Genomic DNA, 20944 nt, shown 5'->3' on the forward strand with positions numbered 1-20944 from the left:
TGGCCGCTGGATGAGGACTGGCCCCGCAACGGGCGCTGCCGGACAATCGCGGCACGTTCGCGGCACCTTCGCGGCCGGGTGGCGCTGCCCCCGGAGGCCGAGCCCGGCGCGGCACGGCCCGCCGTGCAGGCCGTACGCCCCCTACGCCGCCGTCGTGACCGCTCCCCTTACGCTGCCGCCATGGCACAGAACACTCGGGTGGCACGGGCAACGCCGACGGCACGCGCAGGACAGGTAGCGGGGACGACGCCGGCGGCCCGGACCGCCCCTTCGGCACCCGGCGTACCGAGCGGGCGGGAAGCGGACACCGCGCCCGCGGCACGGGAAGCGCGGCAGGACGGGGCGGCGGGGCCGCGGAAGGTGGCCGTGGTCACCGGCGCGGGCTCCGGTATCGGCCGGGCGGTCGCCCAGGCGCTGGCCGCCGCCGACTGGACGGTGGTGCTGGCCGGCCGGCGTGCGGCGGCCCTGGAGGAGACGGCCCGGCAGCTGGGCCACCGCGACGCCGACAGCCCCGCGGTCGTGCCGGTACCGACCGACGTCACGCGTCCCAACGAGGTCGACGCCCTGTTCACCGCCGTCCGCGACCGCTTCGGCCGGCTGGACCTGCTCTTCAACAACGCGGGCACCTTCGGCCGGGCCGTGCCCCTGGAGGAGCTGACCCACGACGACTGGCGGTCGGTCGTCGACGTCAACCTCACCGGATCCTTCCTGTGCGCGCAGGCCGCGTTCCGCGCGATGAAGGAGCAGGACCCCCAGGGCGGCCGGATCATCAACAACGGTTCGATCTCCGCCCATGTGCCACGGCCGAATTCCGTCGCGTACACCGCCACCAAGCACGCGATGACCGGCCTGACCAAGTCGCTCTCCCTGGACGGCCGGCCGTACCGGATCGCCTGCGGCCAGATCGACATCGGCAACGCGGCGACCGAGATGACCGGCCGGATGCAGACCGGCATCCTGCAGGCCGACGGCAGCACGGCGGTCGAACCGGTGATGGACGCGGCCGACGTCGCCCGCACGGTCGTCCACATGGCCGCACTGCCACTGGAGGCGAACGTGCAGTTCGCGACGGTGATGGCGACCAACATGCCGTACATCGGGCGGGGGTGAACCGGGCCGCCGGTGCGCGTGCGCTGCCCGGCCGGGCTCGCCCGGGAATAACCGGGCACCACGGCCGGGTTCCCTCGCCATGACACACGACGCCCCCGCACCGGCAGCTCCCCGCACCACCCCCGAAGTGCTGCGCTACACCGCCTTCTCGGACGACCCGCAGGGTGGCAACCCGGCCGGCGTCGTCCTGGACGCGGCGGGCCTGACGGACGCCGAGCAGCTGGCCATCGCCGCCGAACTGGGCTACTCCGAGACGGCGTTCCTCACCCCACCACCCGCGGGCACGGGCGAACCGGGCCGGGCGTTCACCATCCGCTTCTTCAGCCCGCTGGCCGAGGTCGCCTTCTGCGGGCACGCGACGGTCGCCACCGCCATCGCGCTCGCCGAGCGGATCGGCCCCGGCGACCTGCTCTTCGCCACCCAGGCGGGCCCTGTCCCGGTCACCGTCACCCGGCGGGGCGACGCCCTGCACGCCACCTTGAGCAGCGTCGAGCCGCGCATCACCGCCGCCGAGCCGGCCGACCTGGCCGAGGCGCTGGCCGCCCTCGGCTGGGCCGCCGCCGACCTCGACCCGGCGCTGCCGCCCCGTATCGCCTACGCGGGCAACCACCATCTCGTGCTTGCCGCCGCCACCCGCGAGCGGCTGGCGAAGCTCGACTACGACTTCGAGCGGCTGGCCGCCCTGATGCGCCGACTGGACCTGACGACCCTTCAACTGGTCTGGCGGGAGTCCCCCACCGTCTTCCACGTCCGCGACCCCTTCCCGATCGGCGGCGTCGTCGAGGACCCGGCGACCGGTGCCGCGGCAGCCGCCTTCGGTGCCTACGCCCGCACCCTGGGCCTGGTCGCCGCCCCCGTCACCCTCACCCTCCACCAGGGCCACGACCTCGGCCGTCCTGGCCTGCTGACCGTCGAACTCCGCGACGGCGACCCCCGTTCCCACGTCGGCGGCACCGCCACGAACATCGCGGGAGGCGCGGGCACCACGGGCGCGGAGGGCTGAACCGGCCGTCGGGAGCCGTCGAGAGGCGGACGGCCGGCCGGGGCTGAACCGGCGGTGGGGGCGGGGCCTTGCCGTCGGGAACCGGACGGGCCGTCGCGGCCCGAACCGGGGGCCGGGGGCCGGGCGCACGTCCCGTCGCCCAGCCCCCACCGACAAAATTGAGCCGATCTCACGACGGTCGACCCAACTCCCGCTCCCCGTAACGCTCTTAGGGCGCTCCGTCACCGCGCTGCTCACAGGGCGGAGGCGCCCGCCCGCCCCCGCGCGACGGACCGTTCACCCGACGGCCGCACTCCAACCCTGCACGGCAAAGTCACACCCCGCCCCCTGCCCACTCCTCGCTTCCGGTGGCACCCTTCTTCTCGCACACCTCTTCCGTGCGCCACCGACCCGCACCACCACGAAGCCCACCCGCGCCGCACCTCGCACCCTCCACCCGCGCCGCACCTTCCACCGCACCGTTCGCTCATCTGCCGGGCCGCCCCACGCGGCCCCGTCCCGTCGGCCGCACGCCCTGCCGCGCGGCCCCCGCAGAAGGAGTTACGCGTGAGACGAACCGTTCGTGGCCACATAGCTGTCAGCAGCACCCGGACCGACGCCCGCACACCGCAACCCCACACCTCCCGGCCGCGCCGGTCGCGGGCCGCCCTCGGAGTCCTGGCGGCAGCCGGCGCGCTGCTCGCGGTCACCCTCCCCGCCGGCTCGGCAGGCGCCGCCACCCCGGACGGGGCCGCTGACCGCTCCCCCACCGCGCAGTCCTCCCTCTCCGCCTTCTGGACCGCGGACCGGATGCGCTCCGCCACGCCTCTCGATCTCACCTCGGATGCTTCCAAGTCCCGTACGGAGACTCTCCGTTCGGACGCACAGGTCCCCCGCGGCACCCCCCGCAAGGTCCTGCCCACGCTCCCCCAGCTCCCCCAGCTCCCGAAGGTGCCGAAGGTGCCGTCCGCCGCCTCCCTGCTGCCCGGCGTCCTCCCGCAGGCGGGTGGGCCGTGGACCGGCGGCGGCGCGGTCGTCAAGACCACCGGCCGGGTGTTCTTCACCTATCAGGGCCGCTCGGCCTCCTGCTCCGGCGACGCCGTGACCAGCACCAACAAGAGCACGGTGATCACCGCGGGGCACTGCGTGAAGCTGGAGGGCGCCTGGCACACCGACTGGGTCTTCGTGCCCGGCTACCACGACGGCGAGGCCCCGTACGGCAAGTGGGCGGCCACCAAGACGCTCTCCACCCCCCAGTGGACGGCGAGCGAGGACATCAACTACGACGTGGGCGCGGCGGTCGTCGCACCGCTCGACGGCAAGAAGCTCACCGACGTCGTCGGCGGCCAGGGGCTCGCCTTCAACCCCGGCTACAACAAGCAGATGTACGCCTTCGGTTACCCCGCGGCCGCACCGTACGACGGCAGCAAACTCATCTACTGCAGCGGCAACACCTTCAAGGACCCGCTGCTCTCCAACGACCACGGCCTGTCGTGCAACATGACCGGCGGCTCCAGCGGCGGCCCCTGGTTCACCTCGTTCGACGAGTCCACCGGCACCGGCCTGCAATCCTCGGTGAACAGCTTCGGCTACCAGTTCCTGCCGGACACCATGTTCGGCCCGTACTTCGGCGACGACGCCAAGAACCTCTACAACGAGGCCCAGGCGTCCTGACCCCCACGGCCGCCGGACCGGGCCCGCTCCGGGTCCCGGCCCGGCGGCTCACGACCTACGGACTTACGGGCTTACGGGCCATCAGACACGCCTGCGGGGTCGACTCCCCCGTCCCTTCCTCCGGTTCGCGCAGCATCCGGACCCGGACCTCCAGCCCGGCCCGTACCAGCAGTTCGGCGATACGGTCCGGCTGCCGCCGGTGGAAGTCGAGCGACACCGGGCGGCCGAACGGCTCCGCCAGATGCAGCGGTTCGTCGCCGACCTGGAAGGCCACCAGCAGCATGCCGCCGGGCGCCAGCACCCGGTGGAACTCTGCGAACACCTCCGGCAGCAGCTCCTGCGGCGTGTGGATGATGGAGTACCAGGCCACGACACCGGCGAGCGCACCGTCCGGCAGGTCCAAATCCGTCATCGCCGCCACGTCGAACCGCAGCCCCGGATGCGCCCGCCGAGCGAGCGCCACCATCTGCGGCGACAGATCGACCCCGGACACGGACAGCCCCAGCGAGTCCAGATACGCCGTCACCCGTCCGGGCCCGCACCCCACGTCGGCGACCGGCCCGTCACCGCCCGCCCGCACCAGCTCGGCGAACCCGCGCAGCGCCATCATGTGGAGGGGGTGGGCCGTCAGCACGTCACGGAAATGCTCGTCGTAATCGACGGCCACGGCGTCGTAGAAGGTCCGAGTGGTCCGGAGGAAGTCAGGTTCGGTCACGGTCGGGCACGTTACCCGGCACCCACCGGCGACGGGGTGCGTTCACCGGGCCCGCCACCGCCACCACAAAGCCGTGGGCCGTCCCAGCAGCACCGCCGGTCACAGCGCACCATCAGGCTCATTGGCGCCACACAAGACGAGCAGGTTCGAGGCAGGATCGAGCAGGATGCGGCGACAGCGATCCTCAGGCATCTGCCAGTTGCATGAACTCACCGAACCGCAAGTGCGCGAACATGCGGGCAAGGGTGGACGCAATTAACTTACAAGTATGAACACATCTGGCTTCGTCCCCTTCCCAGGGCCCGAGTGGTTCAAGAGTGAGCCGAACAGCCCGATCATCAGCATGATGGCAACGCGCCTGGGCGAAGAGGGATGCACCGAATTCGGTCCGGCCGGCCCTCCCTCGGCCCACGCCCTCAGTGGAAATTACTGGACGACATACCACCGCGACTCCTACGCCAAGTGGCAGCAAAAGCTCGGGTACCGGGGCGCGGACGCGGACGGCTGGCCAGGAGCAACGTCCTGGGCCAAGCTCCGGGTTCCCTACGCGAACTGAGTCACGGGGGGGGACCACCCATCGGCGTGCTGATCCCCCACATGCCGGCGCCGGTATCCGCCCGCCTCTCGGCGTTGAGTTCCCTGGCATCCCCCGCGCTCCCCGGATTCCCCCCAGGCCCACATGTGAGGGTCCGGAGAAGAGGGAGAGCCCAGCTCAGAGAGCTGGGCGGCGGACGAGTCGGCCTGTACGCCGGGTTCTGTCTCCTCCGGTCCTTGCGGGCCGAGGGGAGGCGGCCATCCATCTAGGGCTGCCGTTGCCGACAGCCTCGTGCGGTCTACCCGCGGACTCGGGCGGGCAGCCCTCGATCGTCCGCGCAGGGCCGTCATCCCAGCCGGGATGGCAGCCCCTCTTGACCTTGCTCCGGGTGGGGTTTACCTAGCCCTCCGAGTCACCTCGGAGGCTGGTGGTCTCTTACACCACCGTTTCACCCTTACCGGGACCTCGCGGTCCCGGCGGTTTGCTTTCTGTGGCACTGTCCCGCGGGTCACCCCGGGTGGGCGTTACCCACCACCCTGCCGTGTGGAGCCCGGACGTTCCTCGGGAGGATCTCTCGATCCTCACGCGGCCGCCCGGCCGGCTCGTCCGCCGTGCCGACCATGCTACCCGTAGGGAAGGGACGGCACGGACCGGCGGCTCCCCCCGGGGCCTCCCCCGCGACGGGCCCCGCGGAGGCTTGACCTTGTCGCGACGACAACGTTTCTACTGACGGCATGAGGATCGGAGAACTCGCCGCGCTGGCCGGCGTCAGCACGCGTGCGGTGCGGCATTACCACCAGGTGGGCTTGTTGCCTGAGCCGGTCAGGCGGGCGAACGGCTATCGCGACTACGGGCTGCGCGACGCGGTGGCGCTGGCTCGGGTGCGGCGGCTGACGGAGCTGGGGCTGGCGCTCGAAGAGGTCAGGGATGTGCTGGCCGACGACGCCGGGCGGGAGCTGCGGGACGTGCTCGTCGAGCTGGACGCGGATCTGGCGCGGCAGGAGGAGGCGATCCGGGCCCGCCGTACCCGGCTCGCGGCGCTGTTGCGACGGGCGGAGGAACACGGCGGGCTGCCGGACGAGGGGCCGGTGTCGGAGCAACTCGCCGAGCTGTTCGCGGAGATGGCGCGGGCCTCGGCGGCGATGCCCGGGCCCGAGCCGGTGATGGCCGCGAAGGACCGGGAGATTCTGGCCTTGCTGGAGACCGCCGGCGGCGCCGCCGAGCAACCGGAGGTGCTGTCGGCGTTGCGGGAGACGTTCACCGCTCCGGGCGGGATGGAGCGGGCGTACGAGGTCTACGGGCTGTTCGACGGGCTGGCGGCGGCGGAGCCCGGCGATCCGGAGGTGGCGGAGGCGGCCGTGGCGCTGGCGGACTGTCTGCCGCAGCGGGTGGTGGCGAGAAACGTCCTGGCGGCCGGGTGGCCGGTCGGGCGCGGGGCGGATGCCGGGAGCGACGCGGGCGGGGCGGGCGACGGCGGTGACGGCGCCGGGTTCGCCGAAGCGGTGTTCGCCGATCTCGCCCCCGCGCAGGCGGAAGCGGTGCGGCGCGCGATCCGGCTGCTCGTGGAGCGGGAACAGAACGCAGAGCGGGAGCGCAGCGCGGAGCGGGAACAGAACGCAGGGCGGGAGCTGGGGCGGGGCTTGGGGCGCGAGGGGGAGCGGTGAGCGGCGTGACCGTGTGGGAGCGGGTGCGGCGGGTGGCCGGGCACGAGGGGCGGTGGCTGGTCAGCCTGGGGTGGTGGGTGGCGCGGCGGCGGATCGGGGTGGGGGCGGGCGACCGGCCGTTCGGGTACGGGGCGGCGCAGGCCGCGATCGTCTACGGGCTGACGTTCGTCTGCGCGGTGGAGACCGCCGCGCTCGTGGTGTTGCTGGTCGACCATCCGGTGGCGCACCTGGTGATGCTGGTCATCAATGTCTACACGGTGCTGACGATGCTGGGGCTCCAGGCCGCGGCCGTCACCCGGCCGCACGTCCTGGGAGCGGATTCGTTGCGGCTGCGCGACGGAGCGCGGATGGAGGTGGACATTCCGCTGGAGCGGATCGCCTCGGTCCGCTACGACCTGCGGTTCACCAAGGCGGGGAAGCAGCAGAAGGGTGCGGGGCGGGACGGTCTGCTGGAGCTGGCGGTGGCCGGGCAGACCTCGGTGACGCTCGCCTTGCGGGAACCGGTCATGGCGGTGCGGCTGTTGGGGCGACGGACGGAGGTGCGTACGGTGCGGTTCCACGCGGACGACGCGCGGGGTGCGGTGGCGGCCGTGCGGGCGGCGGTGGCGGCGGTGGCGGCGGCGGCAGCCGCGACCGCGTCGGAGTCCAGTGGGGCGGCCGCGGGAGCCGAGGACCGGGAGGCCGTGGAGGGTGCCGGGCGGTGACGTCACCGAGGGGGCGGCGGTCTCCCTACCCGCCAGGCGCACCCGGGTTGACCTGCCTCAGCAGGCCCGCGTCCGCCCCCGACACTCACGCAGGCTCGAAGCGCACCGGGGCGGTGCCCGGTTCGGCGTCGGTGAGACGGACCCGAAGGGGTTCACCCAGGGGCAGGGAGGCGGTGTCCTTGGTGGCCTCGACCCGGCCGATGACCGCCGGGGCGACGAGGTGGACGGTGCCCTGGGTGGGGTTCTGCTCCTCGATGTCGACGACCACCGCGTCGAAGGTCTCGCCGATGCGGTCGCGCAGCAGGGCCGCCTCGACGAGATCGACGCAGGCGCGCTCGATCTCGTTGGCGCGCCGGGTGCCGGCCTCCATCGTGCCGGGCAGGGCGTCCAGTTCGCGGCGGACCCAGTCGGGCGGTGCGACACCGGCGGAGGCCGCCAGGCACAGCTCGGAGGTGTAGCGGTCGACGAGCCGCCGCAGGGGCGCCGTGGCGTGGGCGTACGGGGCGGCGACGGCGGCGTGCTGGGCGTGCGAGGCGTCCGGCACGGTGCCGTCGAAGGTGGTGTAGCCGGCGCCGCGCAGCAGGGTGGTGCATTCCTGGAGGAACGCCGCGTGATGGGGGCTGCGCGGGTCGAGGGTGCGTACGAGCGCGGCGTAGGACGTGTGGTGGGGCCAGTCGACGCCGAGGGCGCGGGCGGTGCGGCGCAGCCGGGCGACCGAGCCGTCGGGGGCGGTGGGCAGCGTGCGCAGGATGCCGATGCCGGCGGTGAGCATCAAGTCGGCGGCGGCCATGCCGGTGAGCAGGGAGATCTGGGCGTTCCAGCCCTCGGCGGGCAGCGGCGCGCGGTAGGCGAGGCGGTAGCGGCCGCCCTGCTCGACGATCTCCTGCTCGGGGACATGGAGGGAGATCGCGCCCCGCTGGACTTCCTGTTCCTCCCGGAGGAGGCCGATCTCGCGCAGCAGGGCGAGCGGCTCCTCGGCCGTGCCGTCGTCGATGACCCGCTGGACGCCCACGTAGTCGAGCTTGGCGCGGGAGCGCACCAGGGCGCGCCGCACGGAGGCCGCGGTCAGCGCGCCCTGCGGGTCGAGGTCGAGCTGCCACAGGACGGCGGGGCGGTCCTTGTCCGGCAGCAGGCTGGCGGCGCCCTCGCTCAGCACGGGCGGGTGCAGCGGGACCCGTTCGTCGGGGAAGTACAGCGTCGTCACGCGGTGGTGCGCCTCGGCGTCCAGGGCGCCGCCCGGCGTCACGAAGGAGGCGGCGTCGGCGATGGCGTAGTGCACGCGGAAGCCGCCGCCGGCCCGCCGGGACAGGAACATGGCCTGGTCGAGGTCGAGGGAGCCGGGCGGGTCGATGGTGAAGAGGGGGAGATCGGTGGCGTCGGCGAGGGTGTGCTCGGTCACCACGTTGCCGCAGGCGGTGGGGATGCGCGGGGCGAGGGCGGCGCTGTCCGCCTCGGCCTGCGCGGTGGCCGTGAAATGGTCCGGGATCTCCCTCTCCGCGCGCAGCTCGCGCAGCGCTTGGCGCAGCGGGGCCTCGGCGGCCTCGGTCACGTGCATATGGCGACGGGGCATGAAACCGAGCGTATGGCGGGCGGAGCCTCCCGGCGCGGCATGCGGGCCGGTGGGCGGTGCGCGTCGCGGGGCGGGCCGGTGAGCGGGTTCCCGGCTCCCCCGCCGCAGGCCATACGCTTTCCCGGGGCCGCACCCCCGCCCGTACCGCCGTGAAGGAGAACACCGTGCTCGTGCTGTTGCCGCCGTCCGAAGGGAAGTCCGCCGGAGGGGCCGGGGCACCGCTGGAGCCGGCCGCGCTGTCCCTGCCGGGGCTGACCGCCGCGCGGGCGGCCGTGCTGGAGGAGCTCGTCGAGCTGTGCGCGGCGGACGAGACCAAGGCGCAGGAGGTGCTCGGGCTCAGCGAGGGCCTCAAGGGCGAGGTCGGCAAGAACGCGGGGCTGCGCACCGCGGGGACGCGGCCTGCCGGGGAGATCTACACCGGGGTGCTCTACGACGCTCTGGGGCTCGCGTCCCTGGACGCGGCGGCGCGGGAGCGCGCCGAGCGGTCGCTGCTGGTGTTCTCGGGCCTGTGGGGCGCCGTGCGGATCGGTGACCGGATCCCGTCCTACCGCTGCTCGATGGGCGTGAAGCTGCCGGGGCTGGGTGCGCTGGGCGCGTTCTGGCGGGCGCCGATGGCGGAGGTGATGCCGGCGGCGGCCGGGGACGGGCTGGTGCTCGATCTGCGGTCGGCGGCGTACGCGACGGCGTGGAAGCCCAAGGGAGAGATCGCCGGGCGTACGGCGACGGTGCGGGTACTCCAGTCGAAGGTCGTGAACGGGGTCGAGAAGCGGTCGGTGGTCAGCCACTTCAACAAGGCGACCAAGGGCCGGCTGGTGCGGGATCTGCTGACGGCGGGGCTCGATCCGGCCGGCCCCGCGGAGCTGGTGGACGCGCTGCGTGGGCTGGGCCATGCGGTGGAGGCGCAGGCCCCGGCGAAGGCGGGCAAGGCGTGGTCGGTGGATGTGATCGTGACGGAGCTGTGAGCCGCCGCCGTCCCTGACGTTGCCGACACACGGGGATGCGTTGCAACATGTGCAACGCTCGTTGCGTAGAGTGGATCGGTGGCGCACTATAGGCGGCGTGACTAGCGCCGCCTCCTCCGTGCCCGCCGCCCCCTCGGTCCTCGGGCTCGCCCCCGTCGTACCGGTTGTCGTCCTGCACGACGCCGCGGACGCCGTTCCGCTCGCCCGGGCACTCGTCGCGGGCGGACTGCCCGCGATCGAGGTGACCCTGCGCACGCCCGCCGCGCTGGACGCGATCCGCGCCGTCGCCGAGGAGGTCCCGGACGCGGTGATCGGCGCCGGCACCCTGCTCACCCCCGCCGATGTCGACGCGGCCCGCGCGGCCGGCTCCCGCTTCCTGGTCAGCCCCGGCTGGTCGCCGCGGCTGCTGGGCGCGATGCGGGACAGCGGAGTGCCGTTCCTGCCGGGCGTCTCAACCGCCTCGGAGGTGGTGACGCTGCTCGACGAGGGCGTCACCGAGATGAAGTTCTTCCCGGCCGAGGCGGCGGGCGGCACCGCTTACCTCAAGTCGCTGTCCGCGCCGCTGCCCCAGGCCCGCTTCTGCCCGACCGGCGGGATCTCCCTGGCGTCGGCGCCGTCGTACCTCGCGCTGCCCAACGTGGGCTGCGTCGGCGGCACATGGATGCTCCCCGCCGACGCGCTGGCCGCGAAGGACTGGGACCGGGTACGTGAACTCGCCCGCGAGGCCGCGGCGTTGGCCATCTGAGCCACCCCCGAACCGTCCAGCTTTCCCCCGGAGCTGGACATGGCAGGGCCCGGCACACCTCGGTGTGCCGGGCCCTTCCGCTGCTCGCTCCCCCGCTACCGCAGGTGCGACGTGTCGTTCAGCAGCCGCAGCGAGGCATTGCCGTCGGCGTAGTAGGCGACCGCCGACAGGGACGCCGCGGACAGCTCCATACGGAACAGCGACTCCGGCGGCGCGCCCAGCGCGAGCCGGACCAGCGTCTTGATCGGCGTCACATGGGTGACGACCAGGACGGTCTTGCCCGCGTACCGGGCGATGAGCTTGTCGCGGGCCACCGCGACCCGGCGGGCGACCGAGGCGAAGGACTCGCCGCCGGGGGGCGCGGCCTTGGCGGAGGCCAGCCAGGTGTCGAGCTCGTCGGGGAACCGCTCGCGCACCTCGGCGAAGGTCAGCCCCTCCCAGGCGCCGAAGTCCGTCTCGCGCAGCCCCTCGTCGATCCGGACCTCCAGGCCCAGCCGGGCCGCGACCGTCCCGGCCGTCTCCCGGCAGCGCCGCAGCGGTGAGCTGACGACGGCCTGGACGGTGCCGCGGGCGGCCAGTGCGACGGCGGCCGCCTCGGCCTGCCGGCGGCCGGCGGCCGACAGCTCCGGGTCGGTGCCGCCGCTGCCGGAGAACCGCTTCTCGGGCGTCAGGGCGGTCTCGCCGTGCCGCAGCAGGACGAATGTCGCGGGTGCCCCGAGGTCGGCGGGAGCCCAGCCGACCGGCGGGGCGCTCGCGGTGGCCGCATCGGCGGCCTCATCGGCCTCGGCGGCCGCGTCGGCGGCGAGCGCGGCGGCGCTGCGGGCGGGCCCTGCGTCCAGTGCCGCCCGGGAGTTGCCCGGCTCCCACTGCTTGCCGAGCTTGCCGGCGTCCATCGCCTCGTTGGCGAGCCGGTCGGCGTGCTTGTTGTTCGCCCGCGGGATCCACTCGTAAGTGACCTGCGACGGCGGGAGGATGCGCTGAGCCTCGGCGGCGAGCGGCTTCATGTCCGGGTGCTTGATCTTCCAGCGGCCCGACATCTGCTCGACGACGAGCTTGGAGTCCATCCGCACCCGCACCTGCGCCTGCGGGTCGAGGGCGTGGGCGGCCCGGAGGCCGGCCAGCAGCCCTTTGTACTCGGCGACGTTGTTGGTCGCGGTGCCGATGAACTCGGCGGCCTCGGCCAGCGTCTCGCCCGTCGCCGGGTCGATGACGACCGCGCCGTAGCCGGCGGGCCCCGGGTTACCCCGGGACCCGCCGTCCGCTTCGACGATGAAGCTGCGCGGCATGGCCTACAGGCCCGAGTCCGGCGTGCGGACCAGGATGCGGTGGCAGTTCTCGCACCGCAGGACCTCGTCGGCGGGGGCCGCCCGCACGTCGTTGACCTCGGTGATGTTCAGCTCCAGCCGGCAGCCCTCGCAGCGGCGCTGGAAGAGGCGGGCCGCACCGACGCCGCCCTCCTTCGCGCGGATCTTGTCGTACAGCTTGAGGAGGTCGGCCGGGATGTCGGCGACGGTCAGCTCGCGCTCCTTGGTGACCGTGCCGCGCTCGGCGTCGATCTCGGCGTACGCGGCGTCCCGGCGCGTGCCGGCGTCGTCGGCCTTGGCCTGGATGGACGCGACCCGGTCGGTGAGCTCGGCGGCCCGCTCCTGGGCGGCCTCGCGGCGCTCCATGACCTCAAGGACGACGTCCTCCAGGTCACCCTGGCGCTTGGCGAGGGAGACCAGTTCGCGCTGGAGGTTCTCCAGGTCCTTCGGGGAGGTCACGGCGCCGGAGTCCAGGCGCTTCTGGTCGCGGGCGGCGCGCTGGCGCACCTGGTCCACGTCCTGCTCCGCCTTGGTCTGCTCGCGGGCGGTGTCGCTCTCCTCGGTCTGGGCGGCGACGAGCAGGTCGCGCTGCTGGACGAGGTCGGCCTCCAGGGCCTGCAGCTCGGCGAGCTCGGGCAGGTTCTTGCGCTTGTGCGCGAGCTGGGACAGACGGACGTCCAGGGCCTGTACCTCGAGGAGGCGGATCTGGTCGGCGGGCGCGGCGTTCAGCGTGGGGCTCCTGTTGTGTTCGTCGGGGCGGTAATGGGGGCGGACGCCGCGTGGGCGGTCCAGGGGTCGGTGACCGTACGGGAGACATGCGTGCGCAGGCCCCAGCCGTGCCGGTCGGAGACCGCGTCGAGCTGGGCCGCGGCCTGCTCGCACCACGGCCATTCGGTGGCCCAGTGGGCGGCGTCGAGCAGCGCCGGCGGGGTGCTCCCGGTGGTCTGGGTGGCCTCGGAGGCCGGGTGGTGGCGCAGGTCGGCGGTGAGGAACGCGTCCACGCCCGCCGCCCGTACCGCGCCGAAGAGGCTGTCGCCGGAGCCGCCGGAGACGGCGACGGTCCGGATCTCGCGGTCCGGGTCGCCGGCCGCCCGGATGCCCTGGGCGGTGGCCGGCAGCCGCGCCGCGGCGTACGCCGTGAAGTCGGCCAGCGTCAGCGGGTGCGCCAGTTCGCAGACCCGGCCCAGGCCACGGTGACCCGCCGGGTCGCTCGGGTCCGGCACCAGCGGGCCGAGGACGCGCAGGTCCAGGGCGCCGGCCAGCGCGTCGGAGACACCGGGGTCGGCGGTGTCGGCGTTGGTGTGCGCGACATGCAGCGCGATGTCGTGCTTGATCAGGGTGTGGACGACCTTGCCCTTGAAGGTCGACGCGGCGACCGTGGTCGTGCCGCGCAGGTAGAGCGGGTGGTGGGTGACGAGGAGGTCGGCGCCGAGCTGCACGGCCTCGTCGGCGATCTCCTGGAGCGGGTCGACGGCGAAGAGCACACGTCGGACCTCGGAGTCGGGGTCTCCGCAGACCGTGCCGACGGCGTCCCACTCCTCGGCCCGCTCCGGGGGCCAGAGGGCATCGAGCGCGGTGAGGACTTCAGACAGTGCGGGCACGGGGGAAGGTTACCTCCCACCCGTGCCCCGACGACGAGTCGCGGTCACCACCGGCCGCACCGCCGGTCCGGTCCCCTCCCCGGGCCCTGCGGGCGGCCTCGCTCCGTCCTCGCTCCCCGCTCGTTGAAAGGCGAAGCACAACCGCCCCGCCCGACACGGGAGAACGGGACAATCGCCACCCTTATGCGTGAAGTGCGGCAACTCGCGTTGATCGGCCGTAACTGTAAAAACTAGCTTCGGTTCCTGACTGGAGGTGACCACTCGATGACGATCTGTGCAACTGAGGGTGCGTGGACGCGCGAAAGCCCGTATCGCGCGGCACTGACGATCGCCGCCGACGGCTCGTACGGCGCCCGGCTCGCCCGTCACGACGATGCCGCCGGGAGCTGGTTTCCGGAGCGCTGGACGATCAACGGCCCCGAGCCGTACGCCGTTCCGCTCCCGGGTCGCCAGCCGGAGGAGCCGGACAGCGAACTGCTGCCGCTCGCGGACGGCAGGGTGCTGATCCTGCGCCGGGTCGCCGCGTACTTCGCCCTCTCGCTGCTCTACCCGACGGGGCCGGGGACCGGTGAACTCCCGCTCGGCACCATCGAGGCGCCGGAGCTGACCCTGCTGCCACCGGCCCCGGGCGGCGTGCTCGCCTACGCCCTGGCGCCCGGCACGCACAGCACCACGCTGTGGCTGGTGCACGGCGGCGGCCGCGGCCCGGAGCCGATCACCGAACTGCCGGGCCGCTGCACGGGCGGCGCCTGGCTGGACCGGGGCGGCCGGCTGCTGGCCCTTGACCGGGAGTGGGACGGCCGGACGAAGACCATCGTGGTCGATCCGGTTCAGGGCGGTGAGGCCGGCCTGCTGCTGCAGATCACCGAGGACAGCAACGACCGGCTGCTGCTTGCCGATCCGGACAGCGGCCTGCTGATCGTGCGGTCGGACGCTCCGGGCCACGACCGGCTGGGCTGGGGCGTGCTCGGCAGCAGCCTGCCGGTGCGCTTCCCGGAGTGCCTGCGGCCCGCCGACACGGCGGTGCGGCCGTTCGCGGTCCAGCCGGGGCAGCAGCTGACGCCGGAGAGCTGCGCGGTGGCGTTCCGGCTCGATGCGGCGAGCGGCACCCGGCTGGGCGTGTGGCGGCCCGACGGCCGGCAGCTGCGGCAGTTCCCGGCGCCGGAGGGGTGGCTGGCGGGGACCGGCCTGTGGACGACGGGCGGCGAACTGCTGCTGCCGTACGCGACGGACGCGGTGCCGTGCGGCGTGGCGCGGATGGCCATACCGCTTGAGCCCACTCCGGAACCGGTCCCGCGGCGGAGCGCGCGGGCGGCCGTCGCGGTGACCTCGACGCCGGTCGACGGGTGCGACCCCCGGGTGAGCGCGGGGATTGTCCCGGATGCTGTGGATCCTGACAACGGCTCCACATCATCCGCACATCCCGACGCCACCGGACGGGAACCGTACGACGACCCCGCGCATCCCCATATGTGCAGGCCAGTGCCCTTGCAACAGGCACCACTGGCGACCCGGGAGGCCCCATGAAGCACCGTCACCCACCCCGTTAGAATTTTTGACGGGGGCTACGCAGCCGGTTGACCGGCCACCGACGGTGCTGCCCGGGAGGAGAGCCCGCCTCTCCTCTTGGCCCGGCAGTAGCTGGGGGAGGTCCCGACGCGTACAGCTGTAAGCGATCCGACGGAGTCTTTTCATGTCCGAAGCCCGAACCGATACGACCGAGGCGCGCCCGCAGGAGGCGTCCGCCCAGGCCGCCGCGGCGGCGAACTCCGGCAGGCACCGTGGCCCGGCCGCCACGGAAGAGGCCAGGGACGCCGCCAACGGACGGCACCGCAGGGTCAAGCAGACCCAGGACGCGTAGGGCCCGTCCGGCGGGGTTTTGCCGGCGCCCGACGCGCACGGCCGTGGCCGCCGCACCGCTCACCCGCGGTGCGGCGGCCACGGCCGTTTGTGTGGCGACGCCCGGCCCGCACGCCGGGCCGGGGCATCAGCCGTGCCGCAGCCCCAGCACCTCCGCCGCCGCGAAGGTCTCGCCGGGTGGGCGCTCGGCGTAGTAGGGCGTGAGCAGGTCGTCGAGCTCCTGGTAACTGAAGGTGTCCTTCGCGGTGTCGAACTTCGCGGCGATCCGCGGCCGTTCGGCGACCGCGACCATTCCGCCGTGCACCACCAGCAACTGCCCGTTGACCTCGGCCGCGGCAGGCGAGGCCAGGTAGCCGACGAGCGGCGAGACATGCTCGGGCGCGAGGGGGTCCGGCTTTGCCCCCGCGGCGGTCTCGCCCGCCCCGTGTGCGGGGATGCCGGCGAAGACGTCCTCGGTCATCCGGGTGCGGGCGCGCGGGCAGATGACGTTGGCGGTGACACCGTATTTGGCCAGTGCCAGGGCCGTGGAGGTGGTGAGGCCGACGATGCCGCCCTTGGCCGCGGCGTAGTTGGGCTGGCCGGCCGAGCCCGCGAGGAACGCCTCGGAGGAGGTGTTGACGATCCGGCCGTAGACCGGGCCGCCGGCCGCCTTGGAGCGCGCGCGCCAGTGCGCGGCCGCGAAGTGGGTGGTATTGAAGTGGCCCTTGAGGTGGACACGGATCACCGAGTCCCACTCGTCCTCGGTCATGGAGAAGATCATCCGGTCCCGCAGGATGCCCGCGTTGTTCACCAGGATGTCGAGCTGCCCGTAGGTGTCGACGGCCAGTTGCACCAGGGCGCCGGCCTGCTCGAAGTCGGCGACGTCGCCGAGGTGGGCGACGGCCCGGCCGCCCGCCGCGCGGATTTCCTCGGCGGTCTCCTCGGCGGGGGCCGCGGACGCCTCACCGGAGCCGTCTCGGCCCGGCTGCCCGAAGTCGTTCACGACGACATCGGCGCCCAGGCGGGCGAGTTCCAGCGCCTCGGCGCGGCCCAGGCCCCGCCCGGCACCGGTGACGATCGCGGTCAGGCCGTCAAGTGGCTGTGCCATTGCTGTCCCCTCGGCTCTCGATACGGCAGGCGTGCGTGCGGATCGGCTCTCGGCGCGGCGCCTGTCCGTGCGGGTCGTACCGGTCGGTTCTCGACTCGTACGGTCAGATTTCGATGCAGGTGCGCAGCGAGGTGCCGGTGCGCATCTGGTCGAGGGCGTCGTTGATCTCGGCGAGCCGGACGCGGTGAGTGATCAGCCCTTCCAGATCGATCCGGCCGGCCCGCCACAGGGCGATGGCGCGCTCGTAGGAGCGCAGCACGTCCCCGCCGCCGTAGAGCGACGGCAGGATCCGCTTCTCGTCGAAGAACAGCTCGAACATATTGACCTGGAAGGTGTCGTCCATGGCTCCCGCGCCCACCACGCACAGGGTGCCGCCGCGGCGCGTCGTCTCGTAGGCGGTACGGGCGGTGGCGGACTTGCCGACGACCTCGAAGACGTAGTCGAAGCCCTCCCCGGCGGTGATCCGGGCCTTGGCGTCGGCGAGTTCCTCCGGGGTGACGGCCTCGGTGGCGCCGAAGCGCAGGGCCGCCTCGCGGCGGGCGGCCACCGGGTCGACGGCGATGATCTGGGCGGCGCCGCAGGCGCGGGCGCCCTGGATGGTGGAGATGCCGACGCCGCCGCAGCCGATGACGGCGACGGAGGAACCGGCCGTCACCTTGGCGGTGTTGATCGCCGCCCCGAGGCCCGTGGTGACGCCGCAGCCGATCAGCGCGGCGATGTCGTAGGGCACATCGTCGGGGATGGGGACCGCGCAGTTCGCCCCGACGACGACCTCCTCCGCGAAGGTGCCGGTCCCCGCGAATCCGAAGACGTCGGTGGAACTGCCGTTTGCGCGACGGAAGTTGGGGGTCCCCGCGTTCATGAAACCGGCCAGACAGAGGTGGGTCTGGCCGCGCTTGCAGGACGGACAGCTGCCGCAGGCCGGCAGCCAGCACATCAGCACCCGGTCGCCCTGCTGGAGGCCGGTGACGCCGTCGCCCACATCGAGGATCTCGCCGGCGCCCTCGTGTCCGGGGACGAAGGGTGCGGGCTGCGGCAGTACGCCGTTCATCGCGGAGAGGTCCGAATGGCACAGGCCGGTCGCCCGTATCCGTATCTTGACCTTGCCGGGACCGAACCCCACCGCCTCGATGTCGTCGAGGACTTCGAGCTTGTCCTGTCCTGTCTCATGCTGTACGGCTGCGCGCACGGCGCGGCTCCTCTCGTACGTACGGACGGTGCGGTGGCCGGTGACGCCGGTGACGCCGGTGCGGGCGGTGCGCCGGTCGGTCGATGTGTCGGTGCGGGTCAGTTGTGGGCGATGACGGTGTCGGCGAGGACGGGGGCGTCGTCGCGGTCGACGGCGGTGACCGACACCTGGATGCGGCCCGGCCCGGGAGCGTCGCGCCACATGCGGATCCGCAGGGTCTCGCCCGGGAAGACGACGCCGGCGAAGCGCGTGCTGTACGAGCCGACGCGGGAGACGTCGCCGCCCAGCGCCGTGTCGACCACGGCCTTGAGCGTGACGCCGTAGGAGCACAGACCGTGCAGGATCGGCCGGTCGAAGCCGGCGAGTTTCGCGAACTCCGGATCGGCGTGCAGCGGATTCCAGTCACCGGAGAGGCGGTAGAGCAGCGCCTGGTCCTCGCGGATGAGCCGCTCGGTGGTGAGGTCGGGGGCGCGGTCGGGGAGTTCGAGGCGGGCGGAGGGGCCGCGGTCGCCACCGAATCCGCCCTCACCGCGCACGAAGATCTGGGTGTCGCAGGTCCACAGCGGTCCATCCGCGTCGGCCACTTCGGAGCGCAGCACGATGACGGCTGCCTTGGTCTTGTCGTGGACGGCCGGGACGGTGGAGGTCTGAGTGGCGCTGCCGCGCACCGGTAGCGCGCGGTGCACGGTGACGGTCTGGCCACCGTGGAGCACGGCGGCGAGGTCGACCTCGATGCCGGGCGCGGAGAGGCCGCCGGCGAGCGCCATACCTCCCCCCGCGACGGTCGCGAAACTGGGCAGCACGTGCAGTGCGCTCTCCAGGGTGTAGCGCAGCTCGTCGGGGTCGGTGGCCGGGTGCGGCTTCTCCGGTGTGGGCGCGCCGGCTCCGATACCGAGGTGGTAGAGCTGGACGTCCTTGTGGTCCCAGGCGAGTTCGGTGGTCCGCGGCTCGGCGGAGGTGGCCTTGGCGGCGTCGATGGGCATGGGGCTGTTGCTCCTTCACCACGGTGTGAAGACCCCGGCCCGGCCGTCCGCACCGTCGGCCGGGCCGGGGTCGTATCCGGTCGGCCCGGCGGCGCCCTGTCAGCGCGGTTCAGCGCGGTCCGCTCAACCGGCGCAGCCGGCGCGGTCCACACGGTCAGCGCACTTCTAGAACGCGTTCTAGCCGATGGGTCTCATGTATAGCCGATCCGTCCGGCAGCCGAAAGACCCCTGACGCATTGTCAGATACGGTGCCGGGCGCGCCGGGGCGGCCGACCCATGACATTTGTCAGGGGAGATCGCACACATTCGCCTCTGCCGCAGGGTGGATACGCTCCGTAACGTCGTCGACATGATGAAGACGGGCAGAGCGAGCGGGGCGGACGGAAACGGCACGTCCCACGCGGCGGTGAGGTTCTCCGGAGTCACCCGGAGTTACGGCGCGGTCCGGGCCGTGGACGGACTGGATCTGGACATCGCGGCCGGCGAGACGGTGGCGCTGCTGGGCCGCAACGGCGCCGGCAAGTCCACCACCCTCAGCATGCTGCTGGGGCTGCTGCCGCCCGACTCGGGAGCGGTGCGGCTGTTCGGCGGGGAGCCGGAGCAGGCGGTGCGGGCGGGCAGAGTGGGCGCGATGCTGCAGGACGGCAAACCGATACCCCGGGTCACGGTCCGCGAGCTGATCAGCTTCGTGGCGGCCACCTACCCGCGGCCGATGGATGTCACCGAGACCCTGGAGCTGGCCGGGCTCGGCGAGTTCGGCGGGCGCCGGGTGGACAAGCTGTCCGGCGGGCAGGCCCAGCGGGTCCGCTTCGCGGTGGCGCTGGCCGGCAACCCCGAACTGCTGGTGCTGGACGAGCCGACCGCGGCGCTGGACGTCGAGGCGCGCCGGGCCTTCTGGCGCTCCATGCGGGCGTACGCACGGCGCGGAAACACCATCCTGTTCTCCACCCACTACCTGGAGGAGGCCGACGACCACGCCGACCGGATCGTGGTGATCGACCGCGGGCGGGTCGTCGCGGACGGCAGCGGTGAGGCGATCAAGCGGCGGGCCGGCAGATCGCTGGTCGCCTTCGACCTCGCCGGAGCGCCGACCGGGCCACTGCCGGAGCTGCCCGGGGTGACCGCCCTCGAAGTGCGCGGCGACCGCGCGATGCTGCGCACCTCGGACTCGGACGCGACGGTGCTGGCGCTGGCCGGGCTGGGCCTCGTCCGCGGCCTGGAGGTGGCTCCCGCAAGCCTGGAGGACGCGTTCCTGGCACTGACCTCGTCGGCCGGCGCCCCGGCCACCGGCACGGGCGCGGGTACCGGCGGCGGCACCGCCCCGCCGTCCCCCGCATCGGCTTCGTCCGCCCCGTCCGCCCCGTCCGCCCCGTCCGCCCCGTCCGCCAAGGAGCTTGCGTGATGTTCGACTACATCCGGCTCGAAGTCCGGCGCACGCTGCGCGACAAGGGCTTTGTGATCTTCGGTATCGGCATGCCGGTGCTCATGTATCTGCTGTTCACCAACATCGGCACGGGCCCCGGCGGCGCCTCGATGGAGTGGAAGATCTCCGCGATGGTCGGGATGGCCGCGTACGGCGCGCTCGGCGCGGCGATCGGCACCGGCACCGGCGTCGCCGAGGACAAGAGCCTGGGCTGGTTGCGGCAACTGCGGATCACCCCGCTGAGCCCGGCGCGGGTGGTCGTCGGCCGCGGGCTGACGGGTTCGGTGACGGTGCTGCCGGCCATCGCCGTGGTGTTGCTGGTGGGCGCGCTGGTCAACGGCGTCCGGATGCCCGCCTGGCAGTGGGCGGCGCTGGTCCTCGTCCTCTGGGCGGGCACCGCCCCCTTCACCCTGCTCGGCCTCGGCAACGGCTACCGCCTCTCCTCGCAGGCCACCGGACTGATCAACACCGGCTGTCTGCTGCTGCTCTCGATCATCGGCGGACTGTGGTTCCCGGTCGAGGCGTTCCCCGGCTGGCTGCGCTCGCTCTCCGTCTGGACTCCCGCCCACCGCTTCGCCGACCTCGGTGTGAGCATCACGCACGGCAGCGCACCAGGGATCACCACAGTGGCGGTGCTGGCGGCGTGGCTGGCACTCTTCGGCGGATATGCGGTGTACGCGTACCGTCGGGCCGCACGCACGGTGTGATCGGCGGTGGCCATGACGACCGAGGAAGTCACAGTGCAGGAGAGCAGGAAGCCGCAGGACAGCGGCGCCGGCCCGGGTGGCGGGACGCGCGCCTGGTCGTGCAAGCCGAAGAAATCCGGCAAGGACACG

General features: G+C 73.2%; 20 protein-coding genes and 1 other RNA gene. 12 read left to right on the forward strand and 9 right to left on the reverse strand.

Going from position 1 to position 20944, the window contains the following annotated elements:
• The first annotated feature begins 180 nt into the window (after positions 1-180).
• The 3 genes from ACH4FH_RS28340 to ACH4FH_RS28350 all read left to right on the forward strand — a co-directional run bounded on the left by ACH4FH_RS28340 (position 181) and on the right by ACH4FH_RS28350 (position 3766).
• A complete protein-coding gene (locus ACH4FH_RS28340; protein ID WP_398558757.1) occupies positions 181-1110 on the forward strand; it encodes an SDR family oxidoreductase in 930 nt (309 codons plus the stop codon).
• A gap of 79 nt (positions 1111-1189) precedes the next feature.
• Entirely contained in the window at positions 1190-2113 is a 924-nt protein-coding gene (locus tag ACH4FH_RS28345) for a PhzF family phenazine biosynthesis protein (RefSeq protein ID WP_398558758.1), read from the forward strand.
• 657 nt (positions 2114-2770) lie between these two features.
• Positions 2771-3766, forward strand: coding sequence for a trypsin-like serine peptidase (locus ACH4FH_RS28350; protein WP_398558804.1), 996 nt, complete (start codon positions 2771-2773; stop codon positions 3764-3766).
• A 55-nt stretch (positions 3767-3821) separates the two neighbouring features.
• Here the strand turns inward: ACH4FH_RS28350 and ACH4FH_RS28355 are convergent, their stop codons facing one another.
• Positions 3822-4481, reverse strand: coding sequence for a class I SAM-dependent DNA methyltransferase (locus tag ACH4FH_RS28355; protein WP_398558759.1), 660 nt, complete (start codon positions 4479-4481; stop codon positions 3822-3824).
• 268 nt (positions 4482-4749) lie between these two features.
• Between ACH4FH_RS28355 and ACH4FH_RS28360 the strand changes: the two genes are divergently transcribed.
• Positions 4750-5037, forward strand: a complete 288-nt coding sequence (locus tag ACH4FH_RS28360) for a peptidoglycan-binding protein (RefSeq protein ID WP_398558760.1) — start codon at positions 4750-4752, stop codon at positions 5035-5037.
• 172 nt (positions 5038-5209) lie between these two features.
• Here ACH4FH_RS28360 and rnpB read toward each other — a convergent pair.
• An RNA gene (gene rnpB, locus ACH4FH_RS28365) (RNase P RNA component class A) lies at positions 5210-5621 on the reverse strand.
• A 129-nt stretch (positions 5622-5750) separates the two neighbouring features.
• Between rnpB and ACH4FH_RS28370 the strand changes: the two genes are divergently transcribed.
• Positions 5751-6680 carry a MerR family transcriptional regulator gene (locus tag ACH4FH_RS28370; RefSeq protein ID WP_398558761.1) on the forward strand — a complete coding sequence of 310 codons (930 nt, stop codon included), beginning with the start codon at positions 5751-5753 and terminating at the stop codon, positions 6678-6680.
• Complete coding sequence (locus tag ACH4FH_RS28375; protein ID WP_398558762.1) at positions 6677-7384, forward strand: hypothetical protein; 708 nt, start codon at positions 6677-6679, stop codon at positions 7382-7384. Before ACH4FH_RS28370 ends, ACH4FH_RS28375 begins: the two co-directional genes overlap by 4 nt.
• A gap of 85 nt (positions 7385-7469) precedes the next feature.
• Here ACH4FH_RS28375 and ACH4FH_RS28380 read toward each other — a convergent pair whose 3' ends face one another.
• Positions 7470-8954, reverse strand: a complete 1485-nt coding sequence (locus ACH4FH_RS28380) for an RNB domain-containing ribonuclease (RefSeq protein WP_398558763.1) — start codon at positions 8952-8954, stop codon at positions 7470-7472.
• 164 nt (positions 8955-9118) lie between these two features.
• Here ACH4FH_RS28380 and yaaA point away from each other — a divergent pair, with 164 nt between their 5' ends.
• Both yaaA and eda read left to right on the forward strand, forming a co-directional pair.
• Entirely contained in the window at positions 9119-9916 is a 798-nt protein-coding gene (yaaA, locus tag ACH4FH_RS28385) for a peroxide stress protein YaaA (RefSeq protein ID WP_398558764.1), read from the forward strand.
• A gap of 88 nt (positions 9917-10004) precedes the next feature.
• Positions 10005-10661, forward strand: coding sequence for a bifunctional 4-hydroxy-2-oxoglutarate aldolase/2-dehydro-3-deoxy-phosphogluconate aldolase (gene eda / locus ACH4FH_RS28390; RefSeq protein ID WP_398558805.1), 657 nt, complete (start codon positions 10005-10007; stop codon positions 10659-10661).
• Between the two features lie 95 nt (positions 10662-10756).
• Here the strand turns inward: eda and ACH4FH_RS28395 are convergent, their stop codons facing one another.
• Genes ACH4FH_RS28395 through ACH4FH_RS28405 form a run of 3 tightly spaced genes read right to left on the reverse strand, consistent with a single transcriptional unit; the run spans position 10757 to position 13566 of the window.
• Entirely contained in the window at positions 10757-11947 is a 1191-nt protein-coding gene (locus ACH4FH_RS28395) for a bifunctional RNase H/acid phosphatase (protein ID WP_398558765.1), read from the reverse strand.
• Between the two features lie 3 nt (positions 11948-11950).
• Positions 11951-12694, reverse strand: coding sequence for a zinc ribbon domain-containing protein (locus tag ACH4FH_RS28400; RefSeq protein ID WP_398558806.1), 744 nt, complete (start codon positions 12692-12694; stop codon positions 11951-11953).
• On the reverse strand, positions 12691-13566 hold the full coding sequence (locus ACH4FH_RS28405) for a Nif3-like dinuclear metal center hexameric protein (protein WP_398558766.1): 876 nt from the start codon (positions 13564-13566) through the stop codon (positions 12691-12693). Before ACH4FH_RS28405 ends, ACH4FH_RS28400 begins: the two co-directional genes overlap by 4 nt.
• A gap of 264 nt (positions 13567-13830) precedes the next feature.
• Between ACH4FH_RS28405 and ACH4FH_RS28410 the strand changes: the two genes are divergently transcribed.
• Both ACH4FH_RS28410 and ACH4FH_RS28415 read left to right on the forward strand, forming a co-directional pair.
• The gene (locus tag ACH4FH_RS28410; RefSeq protein WP_398558767.1) at positions 13831-15093 is read left to right on the forward strand and encodes a hypothetical protein; all 1263 of its coding nucleotides are present in this window, start codon (positions 13831-13833) and stop codon (positions 15091-15093) included.
• A 166-nt stretch (positions 15094-15259) separates the two neighbouring features.
• Positions 15260-15427, forward strand: coding sequence for a hypothetical protein (locus ACH4FH_RS28415; RefSeq protein ID WP_398558768.1), 168 nt, complete (start codon positions 15260-15262; stop codon positions 15425-15427).
• Between the two features lie 126 nt (positions 15428-15553).
• Here ACH4FH_RS28415 and ACH4FH_RS28420 read toward each other — a convergent pair whose 3' ends face one another.
• The 3 genes from ACH4FH_RS28420 to ACH4FH_RS28430 form a co-directional block, all read right to left on the reverse strand.
• Entirely contained in the window at positions 15554-16513 is a 960-nt protein-coding gene (locus tag ACH4FH_RS28420) for a 3-oxoacyl-ACP reductase (RefSeq protein WP_398558769.1), read from the reverse strand.
• Between the two features lie 103 nt (positions 16514-16616).
• Positions 16617-17702, reverse strand: coding sequence for a Zn-dependent alcohol dehydrogenase (locus ACH4FH_RS28425; RefSeq protein WP_398558770.1), 1086 nt, complete (start codon positions 17700-17702; stop codon positions 16617-16619).
• Positions 17703-17800: 98 nt separating this feature from the next.
• The gene (locus tag ACH4FH_RS28430) at positions 17801-18685 is read right to left on the reverse strand and encodes a MaoC/PaaZ C-terminal domain-containing protein (RefSeq protein WP_398558771.1); all 885 of its coding nucleotides are present in this window, start codon (positions 18683-18685) and stop codon (positions 17801-17803) included.
• A gap of 352 nt (positions 18686-19037) precedes the next feature.
• On the opposite strand from ACH4FH_RS28430, the gene ACH4FH_RS28435 reads away from it, so the two are divergent.
• Together ACH4FH_RS28435 and ACH4FH_RS28440 are read left to right on the forward strand one after the other, a co-directional pair.
• A complete protein-coding gene (locus tag ACH4FH_RS28435) occupies positions 19038-20087 on the forward strand; it encodes an ABC transporter ATP-binding protein (protein ID WP_398558807.1) in 1050 nt (349 codons plus the stop codon).
• Positions 20087-20815, forward strand: coding sequence for an ABC transporter permease (locus ACH4FH_RS28440; RefSeq protein ID WP_398558772.1), 729 nt, complete (start codon positions 20087-20089; stop codon positions 20813-20815). Before ACH4FH_RS28435 ends, ACH4FH_RS28440 begins: the two co-directional genes overlap by 1 nt.
• Positions 20816-20944: the final 129 nt, after the last annotated feature.

The sequence above is a fragment of the Streptomyces sp. NPDC017993 genome, assembly GCF_044328065.1.
GTDB lineage: Bacteria > Actinomycetota > Actinomycetes > Streptomycetales > Streptomycetaceae > Streptomyces.

What these genes read in the sequence shown, in the direction of transcription:
- ACH4FH_RS28340 (WP_398558757.1), top strand. Translation starts at nt 181, where the DNA reads ATGGCACAGAACACTCGGGTGGCACGGGCAACGCCGACGGCACGCGCA.
- ACH4FH_RS28345 (WP_398558758.1), top strand. Translation starts at nt 1,190, where the DNA reads ATGACACACGACGCCCCCGCACCGGCAGCTCCCCGCACCACCCCCGAA.
- ACH4FH_RS28360 (WP_398558760.1), top strand. Translation starts at nt 4,750, where the DNA reads ATGAACACATCTGGCTTCGTCCCCTTCCCAGGGCCCGAGTGGTTCAAG.
- ACH4FH_RS28370 (WP_398558761.1), top strand. Translation starts at nt 5,751, where the DNA reads ATGAGGATCGGAGAACTCGCCGCGCTGGCCGGCGTCAGCACGCGTGCG.
- ACH4FH_RS28380 (WP_398558763.1), bottom strand. Translation starts at nt 8,954, where the DNA reads ATGCCCCGTCGCCATATGCACGTGACCGAGGCCGCCGAGGCCCCGCTG.
- ACH4FH_RS28395 (WP_398558765.1), bottom strand. Translation starts at nt 11,947, where the DNA reads ATGCCGCGCAGCTTCATCGTCGAAGCGGACGGCGGGTCCCGGGGTAAC.
- ACH4FH_RS28410 (WP_398558767.1), top strand. Translation starts at nt 13,831, where the DNA reads ATGACGATCTGTGCAACTGAGGGTGCGTGGACGCGCGAAAGCCCGTAT.
- ACH4FH_RS28415 (WP_398558768.1), top strand. Translation starts at nt 15,260, where the DNA reads ATGTCCGAAGCCCGAACCGATACGACCGAGGCGCGCCCGCAGGAGGCG.
- ACH4FH_RS28420 (WP_398558769.1), bottom strand. Translation starts at nt 16,513, where the DNA reads ATGGCACAGCCACTTGACGGCCTGACCGCGATCGTCACCGGTGCCGGG.
- ACH4FH_RS28430 (WP_398558771.1), bottom strand. Translation starts at nt 18,685, where the DNA reads ATGCCCATCGACGCCGCCAAGGCCACCTCCGCCGAGCCGCGGACCACC.
- ACH4FH_RS28435 (WP_398558807.1), top strand. Translation starts at nt 19,038, where the DNA reads ATGAAGACGGGCAGAGCGAGCGGGGCGGACGGAAACGGCACGTCCCAC.
- ACH4FH_RS28440 (WP_398558772.1), top strand. Translation starts at nt 20,087, where the DNA reads ATGTTCGACTACATCCGGCTCGAAGTCCGGCGCACGCTGCGCGACAAG.